Origin of the sequence: Sphingomonas sp. Leaf38 (assembly GCF_001421825.1) — a bacterium.
GTDB lineage: Bacteria > Pseudomonadota > Alphaproteobacteria > Sphingomonadales > Sphingomonadaceae > Sphingomonas.
In genome coordinates this window covers 656,443-680,045 of record NZ_LMLD01000011.1, presented here as the reverse complement: position 1 = coordinate 680,045, position 23,603 = coordinate 656,443, and the positions used below count along the sequence as shown (strand labels likewise).

General features: G+C 66.3%; 20 protein-coding genes. 11 read left to right on the top strand and 9 right to left on the bottom strand.

The window, feature by feature from the left end; translation table 11 throughout:
* Window positions 1–16 precede the first annotated feature (16 nt).
* From ASE88_RS10505 to ASE88_RS10480, 6 genes are read right to left on the bottom strand one after another with little or no spacing between them, the layout of a single operon-like run.
* Window positions 17–1,306, bottom strand: a complete 1,290-nt coding sequence (locus ASE88_RS10505; protein WP_056477982.1) for a capsule biosynthesis protein — start codon at window positions 1,304–1,306, stop codon at window positions 17–19.
* Window positions 1,306–2,856 (bottom strand): hypothetical protein, encoded by a 1,551-nt coding sequence (locus ASE88_RS10500; protein ID WP_082466481.1) that lies wholly within the window; start codon window positions 2,854–2,856, stop codon window positions 1,306–1,308. The genes ASE88_RS10505 and ASE88_RS10500 overlap by 1 nt, the downstream gene beginning before the upstream one ends.
* Window positions 2,846–4,009, bottom strand: a complete 1,164-nt coding sequence (locus ASE88_RS10495) for a lipopolysaccharide biosynthesis protein (RefSeq protein WP_200910202.1) — start codon at window positions 4,007–4,009, stop codon at window positions 2,846–2,848. The genes ASE88_RS10500 and ASE88_RS10495 overlap by 11 nt, the downstream gene beginning before the upstream one ends.
* A 54-nt stretch (window positions 4,010–4,063) precedes the next feature.
* Window positions 4,064–4,807 carry an ABC transporter permease gene (locus tag ASE88_RS10490; RefSeq protein WP_235525563.1) on the bottom strand — a complete coding sequence of 248 codons (744 nt, stop codon included), beginning with the start codon at window positions 4,805–4,807 and terminating at the stop codon, window positions 4,064–4,066.
* A 60-nt stretch (window positions 4,808–4,867) separates the two neighbouring features.
* The gene (locus tag ASE88_RS10485; protein WP_056477978.1) at window positions 4,868–6,214 is read right to left on the bottom strand and encodes a glycosyltransferase family 4 protein; all 1,347 of its coding nucleotides are present in this window, start codon (window positions 6,212–6,214) and stop codon (window positions 4,868–4,870) included.
* Window positions 6,204–7,391 carry a glycosyltransferase family 4 protein gene (locus ASE88_RS10480; RefSeq protein ID WP_056477976.1) on the bottom strand — a complete coding sequence of 396 codons (1,188 nt, stop codon included), beginning with the start codon at window positions 7,389–7,391 and terminating at the stop codon, window positions 6,204–6,206. The genes ASE88_RS10485 and ASE88_RS10480 overlap by 11 nt, the downstream gene beginning before the upstream one ends.
* Window positions 7,392–7,483: 92 nt before the next feature.
* Here ASE88_RS10480 and ASE88_RS10475 point away from each other — a divergent pair, with 92 nt between their 5' ends.
* The 8 genes from ASE88_RS10475 (at window position 7,484) to ASE88_RS10440 (ending at window position 17,042) form a co-directional block, all read left to right on the top strand.
* Window positions 7,484–8,155, top strand: a complete 672-nt coding sequence (locus ASE88_RS10475; RefSeq protein WP_055873498.1) for an ABC transporter ATP-binding protein — start codon at window positions 7,484–7,486, stop codon at window positions 8,153–8,155.
* A gap of 94 nt (window positions 8,156–8,249) precedes the next feature.
* Window positions 8,250–9,407 carry a polysaccharide biosynthesis/export family protein gene (locus ASE88_RS10470; protein ID WP_056477974.1) on the top strand — a complete coding sequence of 386 codons (1,158 nt, stop codon included), beginning with the start codon at window positions 8,250–8,252 and terminating at the stop codon, window positions 9,405–9,407.
* A gap of 126 nt (window positions 9,408–9,533) precedes the next feature.
* On the top strand, window positions 9,534–12,575 hold the full coding sequence (locus tag ASE88_RS10465; RefSeq protein WP_056477972.1) for a glycosyltransferase: 3,042 nt from the start codon (window positions 9,534–9,536) through the stop codon (window positions 12,573–12,575).
* Window positions 12,576–12,714: 139 nt separating this feature from the next.
* The gene (locus ASE88_RS10460) at window positions 12,715–13,833 is read left to right on the top strand and encodes a glycosyltransferase family 61 protein (RefSeq protein ID WP_056477970.1); all 1,119 of its coding nucleotides are present in this window, start codon (window positions 12,715–12,717) and stop codon (window positions 13,831–13,833) included.
* Window positions 13,834–13,858: 25 nt separating this feature from the next.
* On the top strand, window positions 13,859–14,131 hold the full coding sequence (locus tag ASE88_RS10455; RefSeq protein WP_056477968.1) for a hypothetical protein: 273 nt from the start codon (window positions 13,859–13,861) through the stop codon (window positions 14,129–14,131).
* A 112-nt stretch (window positions 14,132–14,243) separates the two neighbouring features.
* Entirely contained in the window at window positions 14,244–15,509 is a 1,266-nt protein-coding gene (locus tag ASE88_RS10450) for a multidrug effflux MFS transporter (RefSeq protein WP_235527902.1), read from the top strand.
* Between the two features lie 80 nt (window positions 15,510–15,589).
* Window positions 15,590–15,874: a hypothetical protein gene (locus ASE88_RS10445; protein WP_056477965.1), complete on the top strand. Its 285-nt coding sequence runs from the start codon at window positions 15,590–15,592 to the stop codon at window positions 15,872–15,874.
* Window positions 15,875–15,971: 97 nt separating this feature from the next.
* Complete coding sequence (locus ASE88_RS10440) at window positions 15,972–17,042, top strand: AI-2E family transporter (protein ID WP_056477963.1); 1,071 nt, start codon at window positions 15,972–15,974, stop codon at window positions 17,040–17,042.
* Between the two features lie 372 nt (window positions 17,043–17,414).
* On the opposite strand, the gene ASE88_RS10435 is transcribed toward ASE88_RS10440, so the two are convergent.
* From ASE88_RS10435 to ASE88_RS10425, 3 genes are all read right to left on the bottom strand, one after another.
* On the bottom strand, window positions 17,415–17,990 hold the full coding sequence (locus ASE88_RS10435; protein ID WP_056477961.1) for a cytochrome b: 576 nt from the start codon (window positions 17,988–17,990) through the stop codon (window positions 17,415–17,417).
* Window positions 17,991–17,999: 9 nt separating this feature from the next.
* Entirely contained in the window at window positions 18,000–18,785 is a 786-nt protein-coding gene (locus ASE88_RS10430; RefSeq protein WP_056477959.1) for a SapC family protein, read from the bottom strand.
* Between the two features lie 61 nt (window positions 18,786–18,846).
* Window positions 18,847–20,274: an FAD-binding oxidoreductase gene (locus ASE88_RS10425; protein ID WP_056477957.1), complete on the bottom strand. Its 1,428-nt coding sequence runs from the start codon at window positions 20,272–20,274 to the stop codon at window positions 18,847–18,849.
* A 107-nt stretch (window positions 20,275–20,381) separates the two neighbouring features.
* Here ASE88_RS10425 and ASE88_RS10420 point away from each other — a divergent pair, with 107 nt between their 5' ends.
* The 3 genes from ASE88_RS10420 to ASE88_RS10410 all read left to right on the top strand — a co-directional run bounded on the left by ASE88_RS10420 (window position 20,382) and on the right by ASE88_RS10410 (window position 23,407).
* Window positions 20,382–20,849 (top strand): hypothetical protein, encoded by a 468-nt coding sequence (locus ASE88_RS10420; RefSeq protein WP_055873530.1) that lies wholly within the window; start codon window positions 20,382–20,384, stop codon window positions 20,847–20,849.
* A 390-nt stretch (window positions 20,850–21,239) separates the two neighbouring features.
* Window positions 21,240–22,883: a DEAD/DEAH box helicase gene (locus ASE88_RS10415; protein WP_056477956.1), complete on the top strand. Its 1,644-nt coding sequence runs from the start codon at window positions 21,240–21,242 to the stop codon at window positions 22,881–22,883.
* Window positions 22,883–23,407, top strand: a complete 525-nt coding sequence (locus ASE88_RS10410; RefSeq protein ID WP_056477954.1) for a thioredoxin family protein — start codon at window positions 22,883–22,885, stop codon at window positions 23,405–23,407. Before ASE88_RS10415 ends, ASE88_RS10410 begins: the two co-directional genes overlap by 1 nt.
* Window positions 23,408–23,603 lie beyond the last annotated feature (196 nt).

Genomic DNA, 23,603 nt, shown 5'->3' with positions numbered 1-23,603 from the left:
AACGCACGGAATGGCTTCAGCACATGTGATACTCGCCGCGGTCGTCGGACTCGAGCGGGATCGCGCCGTCGCGGGCGGGCTGTGTCGCGTGGCCCGCGCTGGACCCCGATGTCAGGCGACGTTCCGCGTGCGTGACGAGCATCGCGATCCCCTCCTCGCTCAGATACCCGCCAGGGATCAGGCAGCGATCGATCAGCACGCGCTTGAACGCCTCGTACAGATCGGTGTCGACCGGCCGCGGATCGGTCCAGAAGCGGTCGAGCGGCACGCGCCGGACGATTCCCTCGATATCGTAGATCGCCTCGCCCAGCACCGCCACGGGCACGCCGGAGTTGAGCGCGAGCGTGCCCACCGTGCTGTTGACGGTGACGACCGCGCGTGCGTTGGCGACCAGATCCGAGATGTCGCCGTCGCTGATGTAGAAGACCCGCTCCGCCACGCCGTAGCGCTGCGCCTCGCGTCGGACGAACCGCCGCCAGCTCGCCAGTCCGCCATCGAGCGGATGCCGCTTGACGATCAGATTGACCCCCGGCGGTGCCGCGCGGGCAAAGCTCTTGATGATGAAGCGCAACGCCGCACGCATGTCGCGGAACGGCGAATGGACCCGGATCTGGTAATCCGAGTTCAATTGCAGCGGCAGCGCGAAATAGGGGGTGTCGCCGATCGCCGCCATCGTCGCCGCCGAGCGGACGTGCTCGCGGCGCTTGATGGCGAAATGGATCGCCCAGCCCAGCGCCTCGCTGAGCATCGTCGCCGAGCGATGCGAGCGATAAAAGGGGTAGAGCGGCCGCGTCAGCGCGCTGATGACGGTATAGCGGCTGGTCTCGCGCAGGCGTCGCATGAAGTTCGAGGGCACGGGCTCGACCGGCGCGAGCGCGGGCAGGCTTTCGGCTTGGTCGCGATACCAGTCGCCATCGCGCGGCAGCGTCGAATTGCCGTTCACGCCGTCTTCCTGCAGCGTCATGAAATCGGGGCGGATATACCCTTCCTCGAAGACATGGACGCGGATCCCGCGCAGCTTGGCCATGCCGTGCGCCGATGCGTGATGCGGCCGGCAGTCGCCGAACAGGATGACGTCGGTGACACCATGATCGACGACGAAATCGTCGAAGAACAACGGCCAGCCCTTGAGCGAACTGCGATAGTCCGTCGACACGCCGATCCAGTCGGCCCGATCGCCGCCATTGAGGTTGATCCGCCGTATCGCATACCCCTGCATCGCGAGCGCGGAGGCCAATTGCGCAAACAACGACCCGTGTGGCCCCTGCAGAAACAGAAACGTCCGCTTATTCTCGGATTCGGGCATTAGCGGATGCCCGCCGAAATCCGCGTCACACTGTGACGCACGCGACCGAGGATCTGGCGAAACAGCGTAAACACAGTATTCGATCGCGCCTGTCCGGCGGCAATGCGGTCGATCAAGGTTTCGACTTCGCAGAACAGTCCGGTAACCGGGTCGATATATCGCGGATATAAAATAAGAGCGCCTGCAACAAGTTGATCGATCGTCAAGCTACGGTGACGCCGATCGGGCTGGCTGACAAGGTCTTGGGTCAGCCCCCATCCCGAAAAGAAGGGTCGGCCATGCACGGTCACCGACCGTTCGCGCAGCAGCGCCTCGAATCCGGTGAGTGAGGTGAGCACATGCACCGCATCGACCCGCGCGACGAGCGGCAGAAGCGCGCTGTCATGGTCGATCCGATCGACCCATGCCGCGGCGGCGGCGGCCGACACATGCCCCTTGCGATGCCCGGCGGCGACGTCGGGATGCGGGCGATAGACGATGAAGGCATCGGGTTCGCAAGCCCGGACCCGCGAAAGGAACTGCACGTTCGAGGTCACCCCGACACCGCCGCACAAGACCGACCGGTCATCCTCGACCTGCCCGATCGCGAGCACGCAGCGGCGGTCGGGCAAGGCGGTCACCACGCCCGCATCGATCCCGTATTTGCCGATACCGAGGCGGCAGATCTGCGCGCGCAGGCGCTGCGCCCGGCGGATCAGGTCATCCGAGAACAGCTGCGTCTGCAACAGCGTCTCGAGATCGCAGGCCTGCGCGGGATCATAATAGACACCGCACGCGTCGACCGTGATCGAACTCGGCACATGGCCATCCGCGCCGAGCCCGCTCGACCGGACGAAGCCGTCCTCGACGATATGAACCGCGTCGCCTGCCGCCCGCGCCTCCGCCACGAAATTCGGCGGCATGCGCGACGCCCAGCCGGCGATGGCATGTCCCGACCGACGCGCGGCGATCCGTGCCTTGTCCGGCGGGAGATTGTCCGGAACGCGGCGTCCGTCCCACAGGAACCGACCGATCGCAGCGCGTTTCCACGCCGCCATTCCGGTCATCACGCCGATCCGGCGATTGGCATCGAGCGTGCGCCGCCACGCCGCGAGCAACGCGATCGTGTCCAGCAGCGTCGCCGGCCGCCCCTCGAACGGATCGCGATAGGCGAAACCGGCGAGCCGTGCGAGGCAGGCCCGCTCGATCCGCGCCGGATCGACGGACGTGCCCGCTGCATCGCAGACCGCGACATCCGAGAGCCACGCGACGATTGCCACATCCTCGGTGGGATCGGCACGCACGACCGCAAGCTGCCCGACCCTGATCCAGGGATCGTCCTCGCCCTGCCAGAACGCACCGCCGACCCGCGCCTGCCGCAACGCCGCGAACACGCGCTCGACGCCGTCATGCCGGATCGCCGCATCGTTCGCGGCCGGGTCAGGGGCCGGCCGCGCGATCGACGCCGGGGCCGCCCAGGGAAACGGCGGCGCCCGCAGCAACGGCTCGACGACGGACGCGGTCTGGTCGCCGACGCCGGACAATGGCAGGCGACCGATGCTAGCTCGCATGTTCCCGAACGCCGGCTGCGATCAGCCAGCCCAGCCCGTACAGAACCATCAGCGCGATGAAGAGCGTGAGCAGCGACAGCGCCCGCTTGGGATATTCCGAGCGGACCGGCATGTTCGCATCGACGATCCGGACGATATATAATTGCTGTCGTACGGCCTGCTGACGGGCCGCCTCGAACGCCGCCGATGCCGCGTCATAGCGCTTCGAGAGGAACTCCTGCTGCATGCGCAGGCGCTCATAATCGCCGAGCCCCGCGGCGATCGCATCGCCGCCGCCGGTCAGCTTGCCCGATTGCGCGGCGACCTGCGCCTGCAACGACCTTACCTGTTGCGACAGCGCGGCATATTGCGGATTGCGCGTCCCGATCAGCTGTACCGTGGTGGCCAGTTGCGAGCGCGCCGCCGACAGTTCGGCCTCAAGCTTCGAGACGAGGCCGATCTGGGCCTCGGCGGTGCCTTGCGGATTGACGTCGCGGTTGCTCTGACGAAAGCTCGTCATGCGCGTCTGGACCTGGCTCAGCGCCTGCTCGGCTTCGGCGAGTTGCTGGCGCGACAGCTTCACCGCATCGGTATAGGACCGCACGTTCATCGTGTTGACCTGGCCCTCGCCGAGCGCGAGCAGTTTGCGCGCGATGATATAGGCATCGTTCGGTCGGAACGCGCGGACCTTCAGCGAGGTGATGCCGGTGTCGGTGTCGTAATGGACGTCGACCTGCTTGCGGTAATATTTGAGCAGCGCCTCGGGGGTCGGATCGGCGGTCGGCAAACGGCTCAACGCGTCGGCTTCGGGACGACGGAAGCGATCGATCAGATCGCTCTGCTTCGTCAGGGAGGCGACGGCGGAATGCGACAGCAGAAAGTCCGCGACGCTATTGGCCTCGCCCTGCCCGCCCGCGCCGCCACCCGAGCCCAGCAGCTTCTCGATCCCCGACCCGCTCGATGCCGGCGCGCCCTGGGCGCGGACGAGATAATGCGCCTCGGATTCGAACTGGTCGGCGGCAAAGCCATAGAGGTAAATCGCCGCGATCAGACACGGCAACGCCACGACGACGAAGAACCAGCCATAATGGGTGCGCGCATAGTGCCACCGTTCCGAAAGGCTTGGCGGCGCCTCCGGCTCGGCCGTTGCCGGGGACATGAAACCGTGCACCATCAATTTCTCCGGGGGTAGAGACCCCTAAACTTCGAGTATAGCCGCATGATCTCGTCACGGCATATGGATCTTGCCCTTGACCGTGGCGATCGCCAGCAGTCCAATCAACGTCGATCCAAATATCCAGCCGGCAAGATACCAGCCGTCGATGAAATATGGCACCGCGCTGACGAACCAGCCATATCGCAACATCTCGAAGATATGCGACATCGGAATTACCGAAAAGAACGGCCTGAACTTTACCGGCACCCATTGCATCATCACGAAGACACCGGACAGCGGCAACATGATATAGGCCAGCGGATGAACCAGCCGGCCCATCGCACGATTGTCGAATGTGAACGCACACACGACGAGCGACAGACCGAACGCCAGAAAGAACATGCAGGCAATACCCAGACAAACGTACAATGGTCGTGCCGGCAGGTCCGCCAGACCCGTCGCCATAGCCAGCCCCATCAGGATCAGAAACGACAATATGCATCCGGCCGCTTCGAGCAATGCCCTTGCGAGCAGGACGTCGAAAATTGTAACGGTTTTATGGTAGAGCAGCGGCAGATTGGCTTCGAGTGCCCCCTCTGCGCGCCCGAAAATACTGCGGAACATGATGAAGATACAGTAGCCGATCAGCGCGAACGGCACCGGCTTGACGTCGTTACCGAAATGCCCGCCGGTCTGCTGGTGCAGCAGCGCGATCATGGTCGCCAGCATCATCGGCTCGAGGATGAGCCAGACATAGCCGATGTTGTCGCGCCCATAGCGCGTGTGCAGCTCGCGCATCACCAGCGCGCCCAGCACATTGCCCTGGACTTTCAGCCCGCGGCGTAGACTTCCGGGTTTCAGATTGAGCGTCGCCATCTATTTCGATCCCATGTGCGGAGTGCTGCGCGTACGCCTGTTCTTCGCCAATATCATGTCGTACATCGTAAACAGCCGTTCCCGATAGCGGTCCTGCGTGAACAGCCGCGCCTGCTCGGTACCCGCCGCGGCCAGTCGGCGCGCCAAGTCATCGTCGCGATCAAGCCGCTGGATCGCCGAGGTCAGTGCACCGACATCATAAGGGTCGACCGCCAGCGCCGCGGCGCCTGCCACTTCCGGCAACGAACTCCGGTCCGACGTGATCACCGGCGTTCCCAGCTGCATCGCCTCGAGCACGGGCAGCCCGAACCCCTCGTATAGCGACGGGAAGATCACCCCCTTCGCGTCTTCGATCAGTCGCAGCAGCAGCGCCCGCGGGAGGTATTCGAGCTGGACGATATGACTGGCGACATGGTTGCCGAACACGTTGCGCGATCCCGCCAGCCCGCTGCTCAGCAAGCGGAGATCCTCGTCGGCCTGCCACGCGCGCGCGCCGACCAGCACGAGCGGCGTGTCGACCTGGCTGCCCAGATAGGCCTCGATCAGCCGGCCGACATTCTTCTTCGGCTCGATCGCGCCGAAATACAGGAAATAGCCGCGCGGCTCGAGCCCGAACAACGCGGTGACGTCCCCGCGCCGGTCGCCGACCGGCTGCGCGGTCGAGACGCTCTGATAGGTGTTGGTGATCCGATCGGCGGCGATACCGAACTGCTCGATGACGTCTGTCCGGCTCGACTCCGACACGGTGCAGACATGCTCGGCATCGCGCACGATCGTCTCGATCATCCGGTAATAGAGCCGCTTGCGATCGAGCGTCGCGTAGGGAAGCTTGAGCGGCACGAGGTCGTGCAGCGTATAGACGTTGTTCGTGCCCGCCATCCGGATCGGTACCGGGTAGGTCCAGTGCATGATCGCGGGCGGATCGGGCAGGCGCAGCGTCAAAAACCGTCCGGTCCGAGCGAAATGCCGGTCCGCCTTCTCGAACAGCCGGGCAGAACTCACGATCCGATCGAATTGCGGCAGCCGCCGTTCCAGCGCGCCTTGGACGATCAGGCCGCTCTTCGCCACGTCGAACACCCGCGTCCGGCGAAACTGGCCGATCCACCGTCGCACCGCGCGCACGGCAGGCAGGCCCGCCTCCTGCGGTATCCCGCGCCCGAGCGCCTCATAGAACAGGATCTCGCGCAGTTCGGGACGGACGCCGACGGGGATGCCGAACACCCCGTCGAGCTGCGCCCCGAGCGACTTGATCGCCTCGCCCAGTGCCAGACCATAGGTCGCGACGCCGGTGCCGTGCGGCATGGCGAGGTTGAATCCATCGATCCCGATCCGCACGTCAGATCTCATCCGCAGTCTCCAAATAGGGCCATAGGCCATCGGCGATCCGGGCATCGATCAACCGATCGTACAGGACAGCCAGGCGCGCGCCGAACGCGGTCGGCGCGAACGCGCGCGCGCGGACCGCACCGCGCTCGGTCAGCGTGGCGCATAGCGCATCGTCGGCGACGATCCGCCGTATTCCGTCGGCGATCGACTGTTCGTCGGTCGGATCGACGAGCAGACACGCGCCGCCCGCGATTTCCTGCAACGCACCGCGGTCAGCGGTCAACACCGGCGTACCCAGCGCCATCGCCTCGGCGACGGGCAGCCCGAACCCCTCCTCGAGCGAAGGAAACACGAACGCGCGCGCCTGCCCGATCAGGTCCATCAATACCGGCCTGTCCTGATAGGGCAGCACCACGACGCCGGCGGCCTCCAGTTCGCTGCGCAACGCGCCGCAGCCTGCACCATCGGGGCCCGCCACCACCAGCGGCATCGCGTACCCGCCCGCCGTCCCGGTCGCGGACGTCCACGCAGCGGCAAGCCGCACGAGATTCTTGCGCGGCTCGATCAGACCGCAGAACAGCAGGTATCCGCCGCGCTTCAACCCCGCCGGCAGGCGGCCACCCGCGCCGACGAGTCCGGCCAGCCCGCCCCCGCAATTGGTGACCAGGTCGGGGCGGATCGCCAGCGATTCGAGGATCGTGCGTCGCGCCCAGTCGGAGACCGTGACAATCCCGTCGGTCTGTGCCGCGATCGCCGTCAGGCATGCCCTCAGCCGGGCCGGATCGACCGGCGACAGATCGGGCCGGCGCATCGGGATCGCGTCATGGACGGTATGCAGGTTGATCCACCCGTCGACGATCGCCGGCAACGGGTACGTCCAGTGCATCACGCCGACCGGCTGCGGCGGGGTCAGCCGCAACAGCGTGCCGTGGCGACGGAAATGGACATGCGCGAGCCGGAAGATATCGCGCCGCCAGAGCATATCGGACCCGGCATCGGTGGCCTGCGCCAAGAGTTTGCGCGGATGCGACGAGGATGCCGCCAACCACCGGGTCAGCGCCTCCAGCCGGGAACTTGGCTCGCCGAAACGACCGACCGTAATATCACGCAGATCGACTGTAGACCGACCGATCGCGGCCAGTGCGCCAAGTACCGCGTGACGATAGCTGGCGACGCCGGTGCCGGTAGATTCTGCCAATCTGGCATCAACCCCAATCTGGACCTTTTGATGGACGCGACGGTCGCGTACAGCCGGAGACGTCATTCCTGTCATGTGGAGCATTCGACGCCGTGATCGCCTTCGAAAACGTCTACAAGAAATATCACGGGCGCGGGTTTGAAAATGCTGTGCTCAACGATGTGAACTTGGTGATCAAACGTGGCGACAGCATCGGCGTCTGCGGTGCCAACGGGGTCGGCAAGTCGACGCTGATGCGGATGATCTCTGGCGTCGAGCGCCCGACCTCTGGCGTGATCAGGCGAACCATGACGACGTCCTGGCCGATCGGATATTCCAGCGCGTTCCAGCCTGGACTGACCGGTGCCGACAATGCCCGCTTCATCGCGCGGATCTATGGCCGGGATCCCAAAGAAATGCTCGACTACGTCCAGGACTTTGCGCAACTCGGGTCCTATCTTCACGAGCCTGTCAACACATATTCCGCGGGCATGTCGGCCCGACTTGCCTTCGGCGTCTCGCTCGCCATAGACTTTGACTGCTACATCGTCGACGAAATAACCGGTGCCGGCGACGAACGCTTCAGGGTCAAGTCCGAAGAAGCACTTACCGCCCGGCGCGAGCGGGGCACGCTGGTGATGGTCTCGCACGATACGCATGCGCTGTTCCGCTACTGCGAGCGCGGGGCGGTCGTGTTCGGTGGCGTCGTCACATTGTACGATACGATCCAAGAAGCCGCCGATGTCCATCACAGATTGCAAAGCTTTCCGCCAGCACCGCGCTGACTCGATTGTGTTCGACTTCGGGCTCATTTAACGATGGCGCCGATTGACGGCGCAATGCTCTCCCGCTGCCCCTGCTTTACTGGAAGATTGATCGATGCCATCGTTTGAAAATTACAATGCGCGTCGGCGATACACGGAAGTTCTCGGCCGGATGACCGGGATATCTGTTGGTCTTGCGCTGCTCGGGGGGTGCTCGACCTTGCCTGCCGCGGGGCCGACGAGCGCGCAGATCCGGCGGGCCGAAACCAAGGACAACAGCACCGGTTTCCAGATCGTCGACATCGATGCGACGACGACCGCGCGGCTTGCTGCGCATGCCATCGCTGCGGCGCCGCTCGCCACGCTCGACGAGGTCGGCCGCACCGACACGTTGGGGCCGGGCGACACGCTGTCGATCGGCATCTACGAGGTCGGCGTGACGCTGTTCTCGCGCGGCAACGGCGCCACCGCGCAAAGCAGCTTCACGCCGTCCGCGTCGGGCACCGACCTCACCGTCCGGGTGGATTCGGCAGGCAACGTGCAATTGCCCTATGTCGGCCGGGTCTCGGTGGTCGGCAAGACGCCCGGCGAGGTGGAGCGCACGATCGAGCGCGGGATGGTCGGCCTGTCGCAACGTCCGCAGGTCGTCGTGTCGGTCAAGACCAATGCGTTCAACGTCTTCTACGTCTCGGGCGATATCCGGACGCCGGGGCGGTTCGAGCTGGGCCTGCCGCGCGAACGGCTGCTCGATGCGATCGCGCGCGCGGGCGGAACGACCAACCAGCCCAACGACATGATCGTCCGCGTCACGCGGGGGACGCGCTCCGCCGAGACGCGGCTGAGCGAGATCGACGCGTCGGGCGCGCAGAACATCGCGCTGCTGCCGGGCGACCGGATCGAGCTGTTCAACCGGCCGCGGACCTTCCTGGTGTTCGGCGCGACCGAAAAGGTATCGCAGGTCGCATTCGGCGCCAGCGCGCTGTCGCTGGCCGAAGCGATGGCGCGGATCGGTGGCCCGAGCGAGCGCACTGCGGACCCGGCGGCGGTCTATCTGTTCCGCTACGACACGTCGCTCGGTGCCGAGCCCAAGCCGATCATCTACCGCCTCAACATGATCCGTGCCGACAGCTATTTCCTGTCGCAGCGCGTCGAAATGCAGGACAAGGACGTCATCTACGTCTCGAGCGCCGCCGCCAATGCGCCCGCCAAGATGACGCAGATCATCGGGCAGCTCTTCACGCCGCTGGCGATCGGCCGCAGCCTGACGCGCTAGGATTGGCGACCATGCGCCTTGGCGCAACGCGAGACACCGACGATCGGGCGTGCGAGCCGTGACGACACCGATCGTCGGCGCTGCGTCCGCCCGGTCCACATCGCACGGACGGAGCGACGACGACCTATGACTGCAGGCTATATCGAAGCACTGGAATGCATGCGGGATGGCGCAATCGTCCAAGGATGGGCGACCAACGCGCTGCTCCAGTCCGGCGAACTCACGCTGTCGCTCGATGGTGTCGCACAGCCCGTGATCCGGATCGCGGCTTCGTCCTACCGTGGCGATCTCGCCGCGATCGACGCACGGGCATTCCGCGTCCTGCTGCCCGTGGCGATCGGGACCGGCGTGCATGTCACCGCCGCGATCGCGGGCACGCCGCTCGAGATCGCCAGCGATGCGATCCGGACGATGGCGCCGCTCGGTCATATCGACGTGGCCGGCGGGGACGAGATCGCGGGCTGGGTATTTTCGGTGGGGATGCCGGTGACGCTCCAGTTCGACGGCGTGCTGAGCGCGACCATCATGCCCTCGATCCACCGCCCCGACCTGGCCGGCATCCTGCCCGGGGCCGAACCCGAATACGGCTTTCGCGTCTCGCTGCGCGATCTGCGCGCGCGCGCCACGCCGTCGGCCGATGCGCCGCTGGGGCCCGACATGATCGTGCTGCGCGCCGGCGCGGTCATCGTCGACGACAAGACGATCATCCGCACGCAACTGGTCCAGGGCAAGCTCGAACGCGTCACGGCCAGCGAGGCGCGGGGCTGGGCGGCCGACGTCAATCGCTCCGACGGCATGCTGCCGATCGAACTACGGATCGACGGCATCCGCTATGCCACCACGATCGCCAACCGGCATCGCGCCGACCTGCTCGCCAAGGGTATCGTCGCTGCCGGCGGCGGGTTTCGCTTCGAGATGCCGACAGTCAGCATGACCGGTGGAACGAGCGCGCGCGTCGCGGTCCATGCAAGCGGTCAGTCCGCACCGATTCGCGGCGCGATCGACATGCCGATCCCCGACCGGCGCGCGGCATTGCCGTCGGTCGCGCTCGACATCCTGCCCGACGTTGCCGAGCGCGGCGTGACGATCATCGTGCCGGTGTACAATGCGGCGCGCGATACCGCGGCCTGTATCGACGCGCTGCGCCGCGGCACCGACCTACCGTGCCGGCTGATCCTGATCGACGATTGCAGCACCGATCGCGCGATCGACGCGATCCTGGACGCCGCCGCGCAGATGCCGAACGTCGCGGTGCATCGCAATTCCGAAAACCTGGGCTTCACGCGCACCGTCAATCGCGCGATCGCACTGGCGGGCAGCGACGACGTGGTCCTGCTCAATTCGGACACGCAGGTCACGCCCGGCTGGCTGCAGGGTCTGCGGCTGGCCGCGTATAGCGGTCGCACGGTCGCCTCCGCCACGGCGGTCTCGGACAATGCCGGAGCGTTTTCGGTGCCCGAGCCGGGCGTTCCCAATCCGGTTCCAGCGGAGCTTTCGTTCGACGACATGGGCCGGCTGGTGCGGCAGGCGGCCATGACGCTGCGTCCCGAGGTGCCGACCGGGAACGGCTTCTGCATGTATATCCGCCGTGATGCGATCGACCGGATCGGCGCGCTCGACGACGCCGCATTTCCGCGCGGATACGGCGAGGAAAACGACTTTTCGATGCGCGCCGATCATGCCGGGCTGCGCAACGTGATCGACGACCGGACCTTCGTCCATCACGAGGGATCGGCCAGCTTCGGCGAGACCAAGGCGGCGCTGTACGCGGCGGGACGCGCGGTGATCGATGACCGCTACCCCGAATACAAGGCGCGGATCGGCGTGTTCACGCGCGGGCGCGACATGCTCGCGATGCGGTGGCGGATCCGCCGCGCGGTCGGCGCGACGCCGGCGCCGCCGCGTGCGCGCATCCTGTACGTCATCGCAACGCAATCGGGCGGCACCCCGCAGACCAACCAGGATTTGATGAGCGCGGTGTCGGACCGGTTCGACCCGTGGCTGCTACGCTGCGACACGGTGCAGGTCGAGATGTCGCGCCTGCAGGACGGCACGCTCGTGCCCGTCGAAACCGCGGAGCTGCACCGCGGGCTGGATCCGCTCGTCCACCGATCGAGCGAATACGACATGGTCGTCGCCGACATGCTCACCCGGCACGCGATCGAGATCGTCCATATCCGGCATATCGCCTGGCACAGCACCACGCTGATCGAAACCTGCCGCCGGCTGGGCATTCCGACGATCTTCTCGTTCCACGATTTCTATACCGTCTGCCCGACCGTCAAGCTGCTCGATCAGGACATGGTATTCTGCGGCGGGCGGTGCACGCCGGGACCAGGCCGGTGCCGCCCCGAACTATGGCCGAGCGATGCGTTCCCGCACCTCAAGCACGAGTTCGTCCATCGCTGGCGCGCGATGATGACCGCGGCGCTGACGCAGTGCGATGCCTATGTGACGACCAGTCCGACCGCGCGGACGATCATCCTCGACGCACTGCCCGCCCTGGCGGACCGCCCGTTCGAGATCATCCCGCATGGTCGCACCTTCACCGGCTTCGCCACCGCCGCCACGCGCGAACCGGGCGCCCCGCTGAGGATCCTGGTGCCCGGCAACATATCCGCCGCGAAAGGCGCGGCGCTGATCGAGGCGGCCGCGGACATCGATGCCGGCCGTCGTTTCGAGTTTCACGTGCTCGGCGATTCGGGCCACATGACCGCGCGACCGGGACTCGTCCTGCATGGCCGGTATCAGCGCGACGCGTTCGCCGACCGCGTCGCCGAGATCGCGCCGCATGTCGGGGCGATCTTCTCGATCTGGGCAGAAACCTATTGCCATACGCTGACCGAACTCTGGGCGGCGGGGCTGCCGGTGGTCGGCTTCGACGTCGGCGCGGTCGGCGACCGGATTCGCGAGTCGGGCGCGGGGTGGCTGCATGACGTCCGTATTCCGGCCACCGATCTCGCGCAGTGGCTCGCGCACCTTGCCGGTTTGCCCGAGGCGATCGATGCGGCAGGCGCGGCGACGCAGCGCTGGCAGGACGAGGTCGGTCGGCACTACGACACGCGCGCGATGGCCGATCGCTACGTCGCCTTGTACGGACGCGTGAACCGCAACCGCCTGACCTTCGCCGATCACGAACATACGATCAGCGACGAGCGAATTGCTTGAACAGGCGCTTGAATGGTCGCCTATTCAAGCGGCGTACATGCCGCTTTTTTGGGATTGGACGACACCGCTAGACACGGGTAAGACTGGTTTTTTTTACAAGGAACCGAAGATTACGGCGCCTCTACTCGTTACTCGTACCATGTACCGATTGTTCCATCGCGACGGCATCCCGGCAACGGATGATCTGTCCTCTGCGACCGGAGCGGCGGTGCAGGTTATCCTGCCGGGTGATGCACCGATCGCGCGACAGGCGCCGGTATTCTTCGCGGTCGATCCAAGGGTCGTCGATACACCGCGCGAACATGACGTACGATCCGGGGCGACCGGCACGACCCGCTTGGCGCCGTCATTCCTGGTAGCCCTCCCGCATGGCGCGATCCTGACCGAGGGGTTTTTGGTCGCCGATCAGGACAATCGCATCCTCAGCGACAGCTTCCGTGCGTTCGGATCGTTGGCGCGGTACGGGTTCGAGGAGCATCCCGATCGTGTCTTCTCGAGCGCGCTCCCCGAGAGCGCCGAACGGCCGGGCACGCATCTGGTCGTCGGCATCCAGACCAACCTCAATTATTTCCACTGGCTGCTCGAGGCATTGCCGCGGCTCTGGCTGGCGCAACGTCAGGGGCTCGCCGCGGATGCGACGATCTGGCTGCCACCGCTGCGGCCGTGGATGGATCAGATGCTCAACGCGCTGCCGCCGATCGGCCGGATCGCCACGCAGGGTGACAGCGTCACCCGGTGCGAGCGATTGCTGATGCCCGCGCGCGGGCTCGCCAACATCCATACGTTCAGCGCACACGCCTTCGCGATGGCGGACGATATCCGCGATCGCTATGCGACGAAAACCCGCTCGGGCCGTCGCTTCTTCATCAGCCGCAGCACTGCGTCCTCGCGCAAGCTGACCAACGAGGCTGCCGTCATGGCGATCGCCGCCGAGCACGGCTTCGAGCCGATCGAACCGCAATATCTCAGCTTTCGCGAGCAGGTCGAACTGTTTTCGGGCGCCGATGCGATCGCGGGTCCGCTCGGCGCGGGGCTGGCCAATGCGGTCTTCATGCACCCGGGCAGCGCGTTTATCGAGATTGCGCCCGAAGGCCGCGAAGGCGATGCCACGCTGTTCGCCAATCTCGCGCATCATCGCCAGCTCGACTATTTCGCCGCGGTCGGCCCGACGGTGGCGGACGATCCCCGGCCGATCGACCGCCGCGAGTTCGCGATCGATGTCGAGATCATGCGAGACCTGTTCGCTCAGCTCGACTGACCACGGCGCCTGTAGCGGAGCGATCATGGCGAAGCGTAAAGTCTATCTCACCGCCCGCCTGCCAGACGGGTACGTCAAGACGATCGGCCCGACCGCGCTCGCGCTGACGCATTACTGGCGGGTCGTCGCCGTGCTCGCGAGCGGCAAGACCGAGGTCTTCTGGGGGCACAGCAAATCGCTCGCCGAGGCCAAGAGGACCCAGAACCTTGCCGTCGAGGCAGCGGCGACGCGGGGCTGGAAAAGCCACCATGTCGATATCGTCGCGGTCGAGCGGACCGAGACGCCTATCGCGGGGTGAGGCGAGCCGATCGCCCGCCGCCGCGTCGATGCGATCCTCCTCGTCTCGGCGGAGTTAGCTCGCGCTGCGATCTGGCATGGTGCGGTGCGGCATAAACCCCTAGGCGCAAGCGATGATGCACCCGACTCCCCATGCAACTGCCCAGGCCGGCTTGGGCCGCCGCGAATTCATCGTCTTCATCGCCGCGATGATGGCGGTGAATGCGCTCGGGGTCGACCTGATGCTTCCCGCGCTGCCCGCGATCGGCGCCGAGCTGCATGCCGCGACCGCCAATTCGCGACAGTGGATCATTTCCGCGTACATGTTCGGCTTCGGGATCGGCCAGCTGGTCTACGGGCCGCTCGCCGACCGTTATGGCCGCCGCCCGATCCTGCTCGCGACGCTGGCCGGGTTCGTCGGCGCGAGCATATTCGCCGCGAGTTCGGCGACCTTCACCGCGCTCATCTGCGCCAGGATCCTGCAGGGGCTGATGTCGGCATCGACCCGCGTCCTGGCCGTCGCGATCGTCCGCGACCGGTTTTCCGGCCGACAAATGGCAAAGACGCTGTCGATCGCGCAGATGATCTTCTTTCTGGTACCGATCCTCGCCCCCAGCCTGGGGCAGGTGCTGCTCGCGTTCGGCCCCTGGCGGTTCATCTTCTACGTCTTGGCCGGGTTCGCCGCGTTCGTGCTGGCATGGGCGGCGATACGCTTGTCCGAGACGCTCGCGGTCGAGCGACGGACCGCGCTCTCGCTGGGATCGCTGCGCAGCGCCTATCGCCTGACGCTCACCAATCGCAGTTCGATCGGCTATGCGGTCGCCGCGTCGCTGACGTTCGGCGGAATCCTCGCGTTCGTATCGCTGGCACAGCAGGTCTTCGGCGAGCAGTTCGGCGCGGGCGATCGGTTCACGGTGCTGTTCGCGGTCTGCGCCTTCGCCATGGGCTGCGCATCGTTCGCCAACAGCCGGCTGGTCGAGCGACTGGGCACGCGGCTGATCTCGCAGGCCGGGGTGTTCGCGCTGATCGCGTTGTCGCTGGTGCACCTCGCGGTGATCGCCGGCGGAATCGAGACGCTGTGGACCTTTATCGCGATCCAGGCGCTCAGCATGACCTGCATCGGCCTGTGCGGGTCGAATTTCGGGGCGATGGCGATGGAGCCGGTCGGGCATATCGCCGGCACCGCATCGTCGGTGCAGGGGTTCATCACCAGCCTCGGTGCGGTGGCGGTCGGATCGCTGATCGGCCAGGCGTATGACGGCTCCACCGTCCCGCTCGCGATCGGCTATCTCGGCATCGGCCTCGGTGCGCTGGGGTGCGTCTATCTGGTCGAAGGCGGCTTCTGGTTTCAGGCGCGCAACGCGGCGCCGCGCTCGCCTATTGCAAAAAGATCACACTAAAACAGAACGATCGTGGCGTCGGGAACCGTTACGTCACCGTGACGGTTTGCGTCGTCACACACCAACAGGATAATTCGATAATGAAGAAGCTCACCGCCGCGGTTATGATGGCCGCTCTCACCGTTTCGCTCGCAGCCTGCGGCGGCAAGGGTGACGACAAGCTCGGCAGCAATGTCGAGGCAGCAGCCGACAACCGCGCCGACGCGCTGGAGGCCGCCGCCGACAATCTCGAGGACCAGGCCGAGGCCGTCCGCACGAGCGGCGACCAGCAGGCGGATGCGATCGACGACGCCGACGTCAACGCGCAGGCGATGCCCGCAGACCAGAAGGCCGCGCTGATCAACGGTTCTGAGAAGCTGCGCTGATTATGATCCCCCCGGATGCATCCGGGGGGATTTTTCGAATGAATTGAGACGCTGGCACCGGACATTTAGCCGGGTCGGACGAACAGGGTAAGGCGACATGGTAAACCGGGGCCGGATCGAGACGGGGGGATTCCTCGTCTTTCTGACGATCATCACGATCGCACTCGGCATCGTGGTGTCGACATTCGCCGCCGCCTTGTTGTGGAGCGCGCTCGCGGCGATCCTGTTCCAGCCGCTGTACCAATGGCTGCTCGCGCGCAACCCAGACCGCCGCAATCTCGCCGCGTCGCTGGCGATGCTGATCATCTTCGTCGCCGTCGTCGTGCCGACACTCTTGATCGCCAGCATGATGATCGACCAGGCGACCTCCGTCTACACCAGCATGCAGGGCGGGCAGATCAACTTCTCCGCCTATTTCCAGCAGATCCATGACGCCCTGCCCGAGCGCCTCCAGAATCTGGTCGACAAGTCCGGGCTCACCAGCTTTGAACGGCTGCAGGCGCGCGTATCCGACGCACTGGGTAACAGCGTCCGGACGATCGCCGGGCAGGCCTTGTCGATCGGTCGCAACGCGGCCGGTTTCCTGCTCGCGTTCGGGATCGCGCTGTACGTGACGTTCTTTCTGCTCCGCGACGGCGATCGGATCGGACCGGCGATCTGCCGCAGCTTGCCGCTCGAACGCTCGGTAACCGAGCGGCTGGTCGGCAAGTTCGTCGCGGTGGTTCGCGCAACGATCAAGGGCTCGGTCATCGTCGGGCTCGTTCAGGGCGGGCTCGGCGCGCTGACCTTCTGGCTCGTCGGCGTCCCCGCGGCGCTGCTGTGGGGCCTGTTGATGGCGCTGACGTCGCTGCTGCCCGCGCTGGGACCGGCGATCGTGTGGGTGCCCGTGGCGGTCTATCTGCTCGCGACCGGGGCCATCTGGCAGGGGATCGCGGTGATCGTCTCGGGCATCGTTGTGATCGGGCTTGCCGACAATATCCTGCGGCCCATCCTCGTCGGGCGCGACACGGGCATCCCCGATTACATCGTCCTGGTGAGCACGCTGGGTGGAATCGAGGTCTGCGGCTTGAGCGGCATCGTCGTCGGACCGCTGGTCGCCGCGCTGTTCCTGGCGGGCTGGCAGATCTTGACCGAACAGCGACTGGGCGAGGCGGCGCCGGAGGCCTGACCAGCGCGCGCCGGAGCATGGCCCCGGCGTTGCAACAAGCTAATCGACAAGGCGGTGTGTCATTGCCCGCCCAAGCGCGGTGACGGGCGCGGCCCGACGGAACCCGCCCTCAGTACAATTCCTGCGCCCTCTCCACTCGCGCCCTATCCACTCGCGCCGTTGCCGAACGCGCGGCGCGCGCCTTCGCTCGATTGCAATCACGCAAAAAAAACCACCCCGTGCGTAGCACGGAGTGGCCTAGGTTCAGGGAGGAGGTACGCTAGAAGCGTACCGTACGGCGCCGCGAAAGGGGGGGACACGATGCCGTACAGGATCTAAATGGGTGAGCCCCGATTTGGTTCAACCCTTGTTGCGCCGCACCGCAGATTTTTTTCAAACCCGCGGTTTCGTCCGCGACAAGGCCGGGGCCATCCGTGCCAGGATCTCGTCGCGCAGCACCAGGTGATGGCGCAACGCCGCGGCGCTATGGGCAACGATCAGCGCGAGCATCATCCAGCCGACAATCTCATGCGCCTCGTGACCGAAGCGCCCGGTCGCGGTCGACACCGGCAGATACGGAATGTCGAACAGGCCGAACCAATTGAACGGACCGCGCCTGGCCGCGCCGGACACCATCAGCCATCCGGTCAGCGGCATGCCGATCATCATGCCGTAAAGGACAGCGTGAGCGAGGTGCGCGATCCCCTTTTCCCACGCAGGCATCGGCGCTGGCAGCGGCGGCGGGCGATGCGCGACCCGCCAGGCGAGCCGCGCGAGGCTCAGGACGAGCACGAGCATCCCGAGTGCCTTGTGCGCGCCCATCCAGGCACGCAAAGCCGGCACGGACTCGTGTAACAGCCCGACCGCAAGGTTGACGATGACCAGCAGCGCGATCGTCCAATGGAGCCAGATCGCCACCCTCGAATAGCGTTCCGGCGAAGACCGGTCCGAACGATCCTGCGCTGCCATGGCCAGTCCTCAGACGTTGAACGGCGTGGGTGCGGCCATCTGCGGCTGCGGGGTCTGGCCAAGCTGTGCCTGGCGCGCGAAGATATCGCGCATAAGCGACAGCGAGAACAGGTGCGCGTAGAGCAGCGGGAGCATGCCCGACTTGCTCATCTTGCGCAGCGCATCGCCGCGCAGGTCGACCAGCTTCTCTTCGTTGATCATCTGGAAGCCGCGATAGACGAACGGCTGATCGGCGCCGTCGGGCTGGATCGTGACTTCGCCGTCCATCAGCAGTTCGAGCTCGCGCAGCTCGTTCATGAAGTTCTGCGTGCGCGCGCCGGCCTGCTCGAACGATTCATTGAAGCCGAGGATGTTCTTGGTCAGCTCAGTCGGCTGGCCGTTCTCGAACAGTGCATCGCCGTCCTCAAACTCACCGAGCGTCGGCGAGGTCGGATCGAAGCAGAGCGACAGCTCCTGCGCGTCGGGGTGCAGGCGCGCGAGCATATACGGGTAGCGACGGACATAGGCGGGGACGTAAAAGGTGGTCTCGGTCAGCTTGCCGTCGTCGCCGACGAACACGTTGACGCCCTCGTTCAGGCCCATCAGCGCGAGCGGGATCGCGTCGTCGCCGGTCGAGAAGACGATCGGCATGTGGCGCTGGACCAGCGGAAACTCGTCGACGGTGATCGGGATCGCGTGCTGGCCGACCAGGAACGGCGCGCTGTCCTGCGGACGGACCTTGTAGTTGGCGTGCGTATCGCTCGAGAGCGGCTCGAGGCCATTATAGAAAAGCGGAAGCTGCGCGGTGCTGGCCATGTTACTCTCCGGATCGGTCGTTCAAACGCCGGTGGCTGGTGCCACCGATTGGGGCGAGGCTCTATGGTGCGCCGGGCGGGCGTGCAAGTGTGACGAGCTTGCCCGGGTTGAGGATGCCGAGCGGATCGAGCGCGGCCTTGATCGCGCGGAGTGCGGTCATCCGCGCGGGCGACGACAGCCGTTCGAGCTCGTCGCGCTTCATCTGGCCGATGCCGTGCTCGGCGGAGATCGACCCGCCCGCCGCGGTCACGAGATCGCCGACGAAGCGGGTGACGACCGGCGCATCCTCGGCATACCAGCGCGCGGGGTCGGTGCCGGGCGCGGCGCGGACGTGGAAATGGACGTTGCCGTCGCCGAGATGCCCGAACCCGCTCGCATGCGTGCCGGGGAAGCGCGCATCGCACGCCGCCGCCGCCTCGATCATAAAGTCCGGCATCGTCTCGACGGGGATCGAGATGTCGTGCTGCGTCGCGGGGCCCAGCGCGCGCTCGGCCGCGGACAGCGAATCGCGCAGCAGCCAGAACGCCGCGGACTGGGCTTCGCTCGCCGCGATCGTCGCATCCGCGAGCGCGCCATCGGCGAGCGCGTCGCCGAGCAGTCGTTCGAGCAGCGCGGACGGGGATTCGCCCGCGGTAGTCGGCGAGGTCGCCTCGATCAGGAGATGCCAGGGGTGCCGGCCGGAGAGCGGCGCGCGGGCGTCGGGGAGGTGCGCGATCGCTGCGTCGAGCGATTCGGCGGGGAGGATCTCGAAGCTCTCGATCGCGTCGGTCCGTGCCTGCATCCTGCGCAGGAGCCGCAGCGCCGCCTGCGGGGAGTCGATGCCGACCCAGGCGGTGCCGCGCGCGGCGATTGCGGGCGCGAGCCGCAGCGTGGCGGCGGTCACGATCGCCAGCGTCCCCTCCGCGCCGATGAATAGCTGATCGAGGTCATAGCCGCGATTGTCCTTCTTGAGCGCGGACAGGCCGTCATGGATGCTGCCATCGGCCAGCACCGCCTCGACGCCCGCGACCAGCCCGCGCATCGTGCCGAACTTAAGGACCTGCGTACCGCCTGCGTTGGTCGAGACCAGCCCGCCGATCGTCGCGGTCCCGCGTGCGCCGAGCGTCAGCGGGAAGCGCCACCCCTGCCCCTGCGCCGCGCCATCGAGGTCGGCGAGGATGACGCCCGCCTCGGCGATCGTGAGCCCGGCGTCGGCGTCGACGCGGCGGATGCGGTTCATCCGGCGGAGCGACAGGATCAGCGCATGGCCATCCGCTGGCGCGGTCGCCCCACCGACCATCGAGGTGTTGCCGCCCTGCGCGACGAGCGGCACGCGGTGCGCGGCGGCCGCCTTGACGATCAGCGCGACCTCCGTGGTCGAGCCGGGCGCGAGCATCGCGGGTGCCGCGCCGTGGAACCGGCCGCGCCAGTCGTGCAGCCAGGGATCAATGGCCGCGGGGTCGGTGACGATCGCCTTGGCGTCGAGCAGCGGCGCGAGTGCGGCCAGCATCGCGGCTTGCGAAGATGTCAGGGTTGCTGTCTGATTTTGCGGCACGGTCGAAGTGCTAGACAAAATTCATCGCGCGTTCAACGATTGGCCCTAACGGTTACGTCAACATGATCCATCCCGCGATTCCCGCCACCCTGCTCGCCCTTGCGGGACCGTTCGCCGCGGCGATGCGCGACGTGCCGCCCCCTGCCGGCTCGCTGGCGGGGGTGCAGATCACGCAGCTTTCGATCCACGAACGCGTCATCATCCGCGTGCCGCGGATGAGCCGGATGCCCGCGCGCACCTATGCGCCGCCGCGGGAATGGAAGGAGCATAAGGGCCCGAAATGCATCGCGGTCGCAGAGATCGCCGGCGCCATGCTGAACAAGGAAGGCGCGGTCGATCTGGTCATGGACGACCAGACGCGCTTGCGCGCGCGGCTCGACGGCGACTGCAAGCCGCTCGATTATTATTCGGGATTCTATCTGAGGCCGGGGCCCGACGGTCTGATCTGCAAGGATCGCGATGCGATCCGGATGCGATCCGGCGCGCGCTGCGAGATCGACGGATTCAAGAGCTTGCGGCCAAAGAAATAACGCGGGGCACATCGGAGAACGATAGCCTGCAGCATTGGCAGCAGCACAGCCCCCTGCACTCCCCGTCTTCGCTCCGTCAGCCCGTCGAAAGTCAGGATTCGGGGTAACCAAAGCTGGAGGTGCGCGGCGCTAAATCCTGACTTTCGTCAGGATAACGGCGTTTCGTTAGGATGACGGGGCTTCGTCGCGGCGAGGGGATGGACCGACCATCATAGGGGCTGGCCATCATCGGGACCGGCCATCATCGGGAATGGCGGCGCCGCGGGACGGTGCCGCGATATCCGCGTCAGTCGCAATCCACCGACGTTTCCTTGACATTTGTCGACAAATCAGCGAGCGCCGGAACGCTTGAGGGCAGTGCATTTCACCCTCCATTTACCGGACATTTGCATGAGTTTTGCCGATCTCGGCCTCTCCGACGAACTGCTCAAGGCAGTCACCGATTCCGGCTATACCGAGCCGACCCCGATCCAGGCGGGTGCGATCCCGTCCGTGCTGATGATGCGCGACATCATCGGCATCGCTCAGACGGGCACCGGCAAGACCGCGTCGTTCGTGCTGCCGATGATCGACATCCTGGCGCATGGCCGCAGCCGCGCGCGGATGCCGCGCAGCCTGATCCTCGAGCCGACGCGCGAACTCGCCGCGCAGGTGGCGGAGAATTTCGAAAAATACGGCGTGAATTCCAACCTCTCGATGGCGTTGCTGATCGGCGGCGTGTCGATGGGCGACCAGCTCGCGGCGCTCGAGAAGGGTGTCGACGTGCTGATCGCGACGCCGGGCCGGCTGATGGACCTGTTCGGGCGCGGCAAGATCATGCTCAACGGCTGTTCGATGCTGGTAATCGACGAGGCGGACCGGATGCTCGACATGGGCTTCATCCCCGACATCGAGGAAATCTGCACCAAGCTGCCGAAACAGCGCCAGACGCTGCTGTTCTCGGCAACGATGCCGCCGCCGATCAAGAAGCTGGCGGACAAGTTCCTGACCAATCCCAAGACGATCGAGGTCTCGCGCCCGGCGTCGACCAACCTCAACATCAAGCAGTATCTGGTGCCGGTGCCGAGCCAGACCGCCAAGCGCGAGACGCTGCGCCGCATCCTTGCGCAGGAAGAGGTCACCAACGCGATCATCTTCTGCAACCGCAAGACGACGGTGCGCGACCTGAACAAGGTGCTGAAGCAGGCGGGCTACAAGTCGGGTGAGATCCATGGCGACATGGAACAGCCGCAGCGTCTCGCCGAGCTCGAGCTGTTCAAGACGGGCGCAGTGACGATCCTCGTCGCATCGGACGTCGCGGCGCGCGGGCTCGACATCAAGGGCGTGTCGACGGTCTTCAACTATGACGCGCCGTGGCATCCCGACGATTACGTCCACCGGATCGGCCGCACCGGCCGCGCCGGGGCCAGCGGCACCGCATACACGTTCGTCGCGCCCGACGATGCGGAGAATATCCAGAACATCGAGAAGCTGACCGGCCAGACGATCGAGCGGCTGAGCATGGGCGGCGAGCCCAAGACCGCCGCGCCTGCGCCCGTCGTCGAGGACGACGTGCAGGCGCCGCGTCGCGAGCGGTCGCGGCACCGTCGTGCCCCGCGCGCGGATACGGTCGCGCCGGCGATCGTCGCCGAGGTGCTGGCCGCCGCCGCCGAGCCGGTTGCGGCCGTGCCCGTGCCGGAGGTGAAACGCTCGCGGTGGCAGCGTACGCCGATCGACGAGCCGGTCGCGGCGATCGTGCCCGCGCGTGCCGTGGCCGCGCCCGTCGCGATTCCGGTGGAGCCGGTTCGAGTCGCACCCGCGCCCGCCCCTGCCCCCGCCCCCGCTCCGGTCGCGACGCCGCGCTTTGTGACGGTGCCCGCCGAGCCGGTACGCTCCAAGGCCGCGCCGCAGGACGCGCCGCGGGCCGAGCCCGTCCGTGCGCCGCAGGGGGAAGCGAACCGTGGTCGTCGCGAGCCGGTCAACCCGGCGGCCGATGACCGCTGGAACGGGCCGTTCCCGAGCTTCCTCAATGCCGTCATCGGAGGATATGAATAATGTTGATCAAGCGTCTTGCCACGCTCGCGCTGCTCGCCACCGCCGTTGCAGCGCCTGCCGCGCCGCGCGGTGCGGTCTCGGCACCGCGGATCAGCGCGACGAGCTTCGACCGGCTGCCGACGCCGCTGCCGCTGCCCTATGACGAGAAGGCGAATGCCGACGCGCAGGTCGCGGCGGCGCGGGCGCGCGCGGTACGGTCGCACAAGCGGCTGCTGATCGATCTCGGCGGCAACTGGTGCCTCGATTGCCGGCTGCTCGCGGGGACGATCGACCTTCCCGAGATGAAGCGGTTCGTCGACAGCAAGTTCGTCGTCGTCACGGTCGATATCGGCCGGTTCGACAAGAACGGGCAGGTCGCGGCACGCTACGGCGTCAAGGGGCGGCTGAAGGGCGTTCCTGCCGTGCTCGTGGTCGATCCGCGCAGCAACCGGTTGCTGAACGCGGGGCACGAGACCGAGCTGGCAGATGCGCGCTCGATGGGACCGCAGGCGCTGGCCGACTGGCTGGCGAAATGGGCGGCCTGATCGGGGTTTGCTGACGGGTGCGGGGCTGGCTTTGGGCCGGCTCTTCACGTGTGTTTGAGCGGGATTGCCGTGCTGCTGCTTGGGCCGGATGAGGCTCGATGCGTCCGACTTCGATGTCCGACCTGCCGTCATCCTGACGAAAGTCAGGATCCAAGGTAGCAACCGCCAGCGCGCGGGGCTCTGGATCCTGACTTTC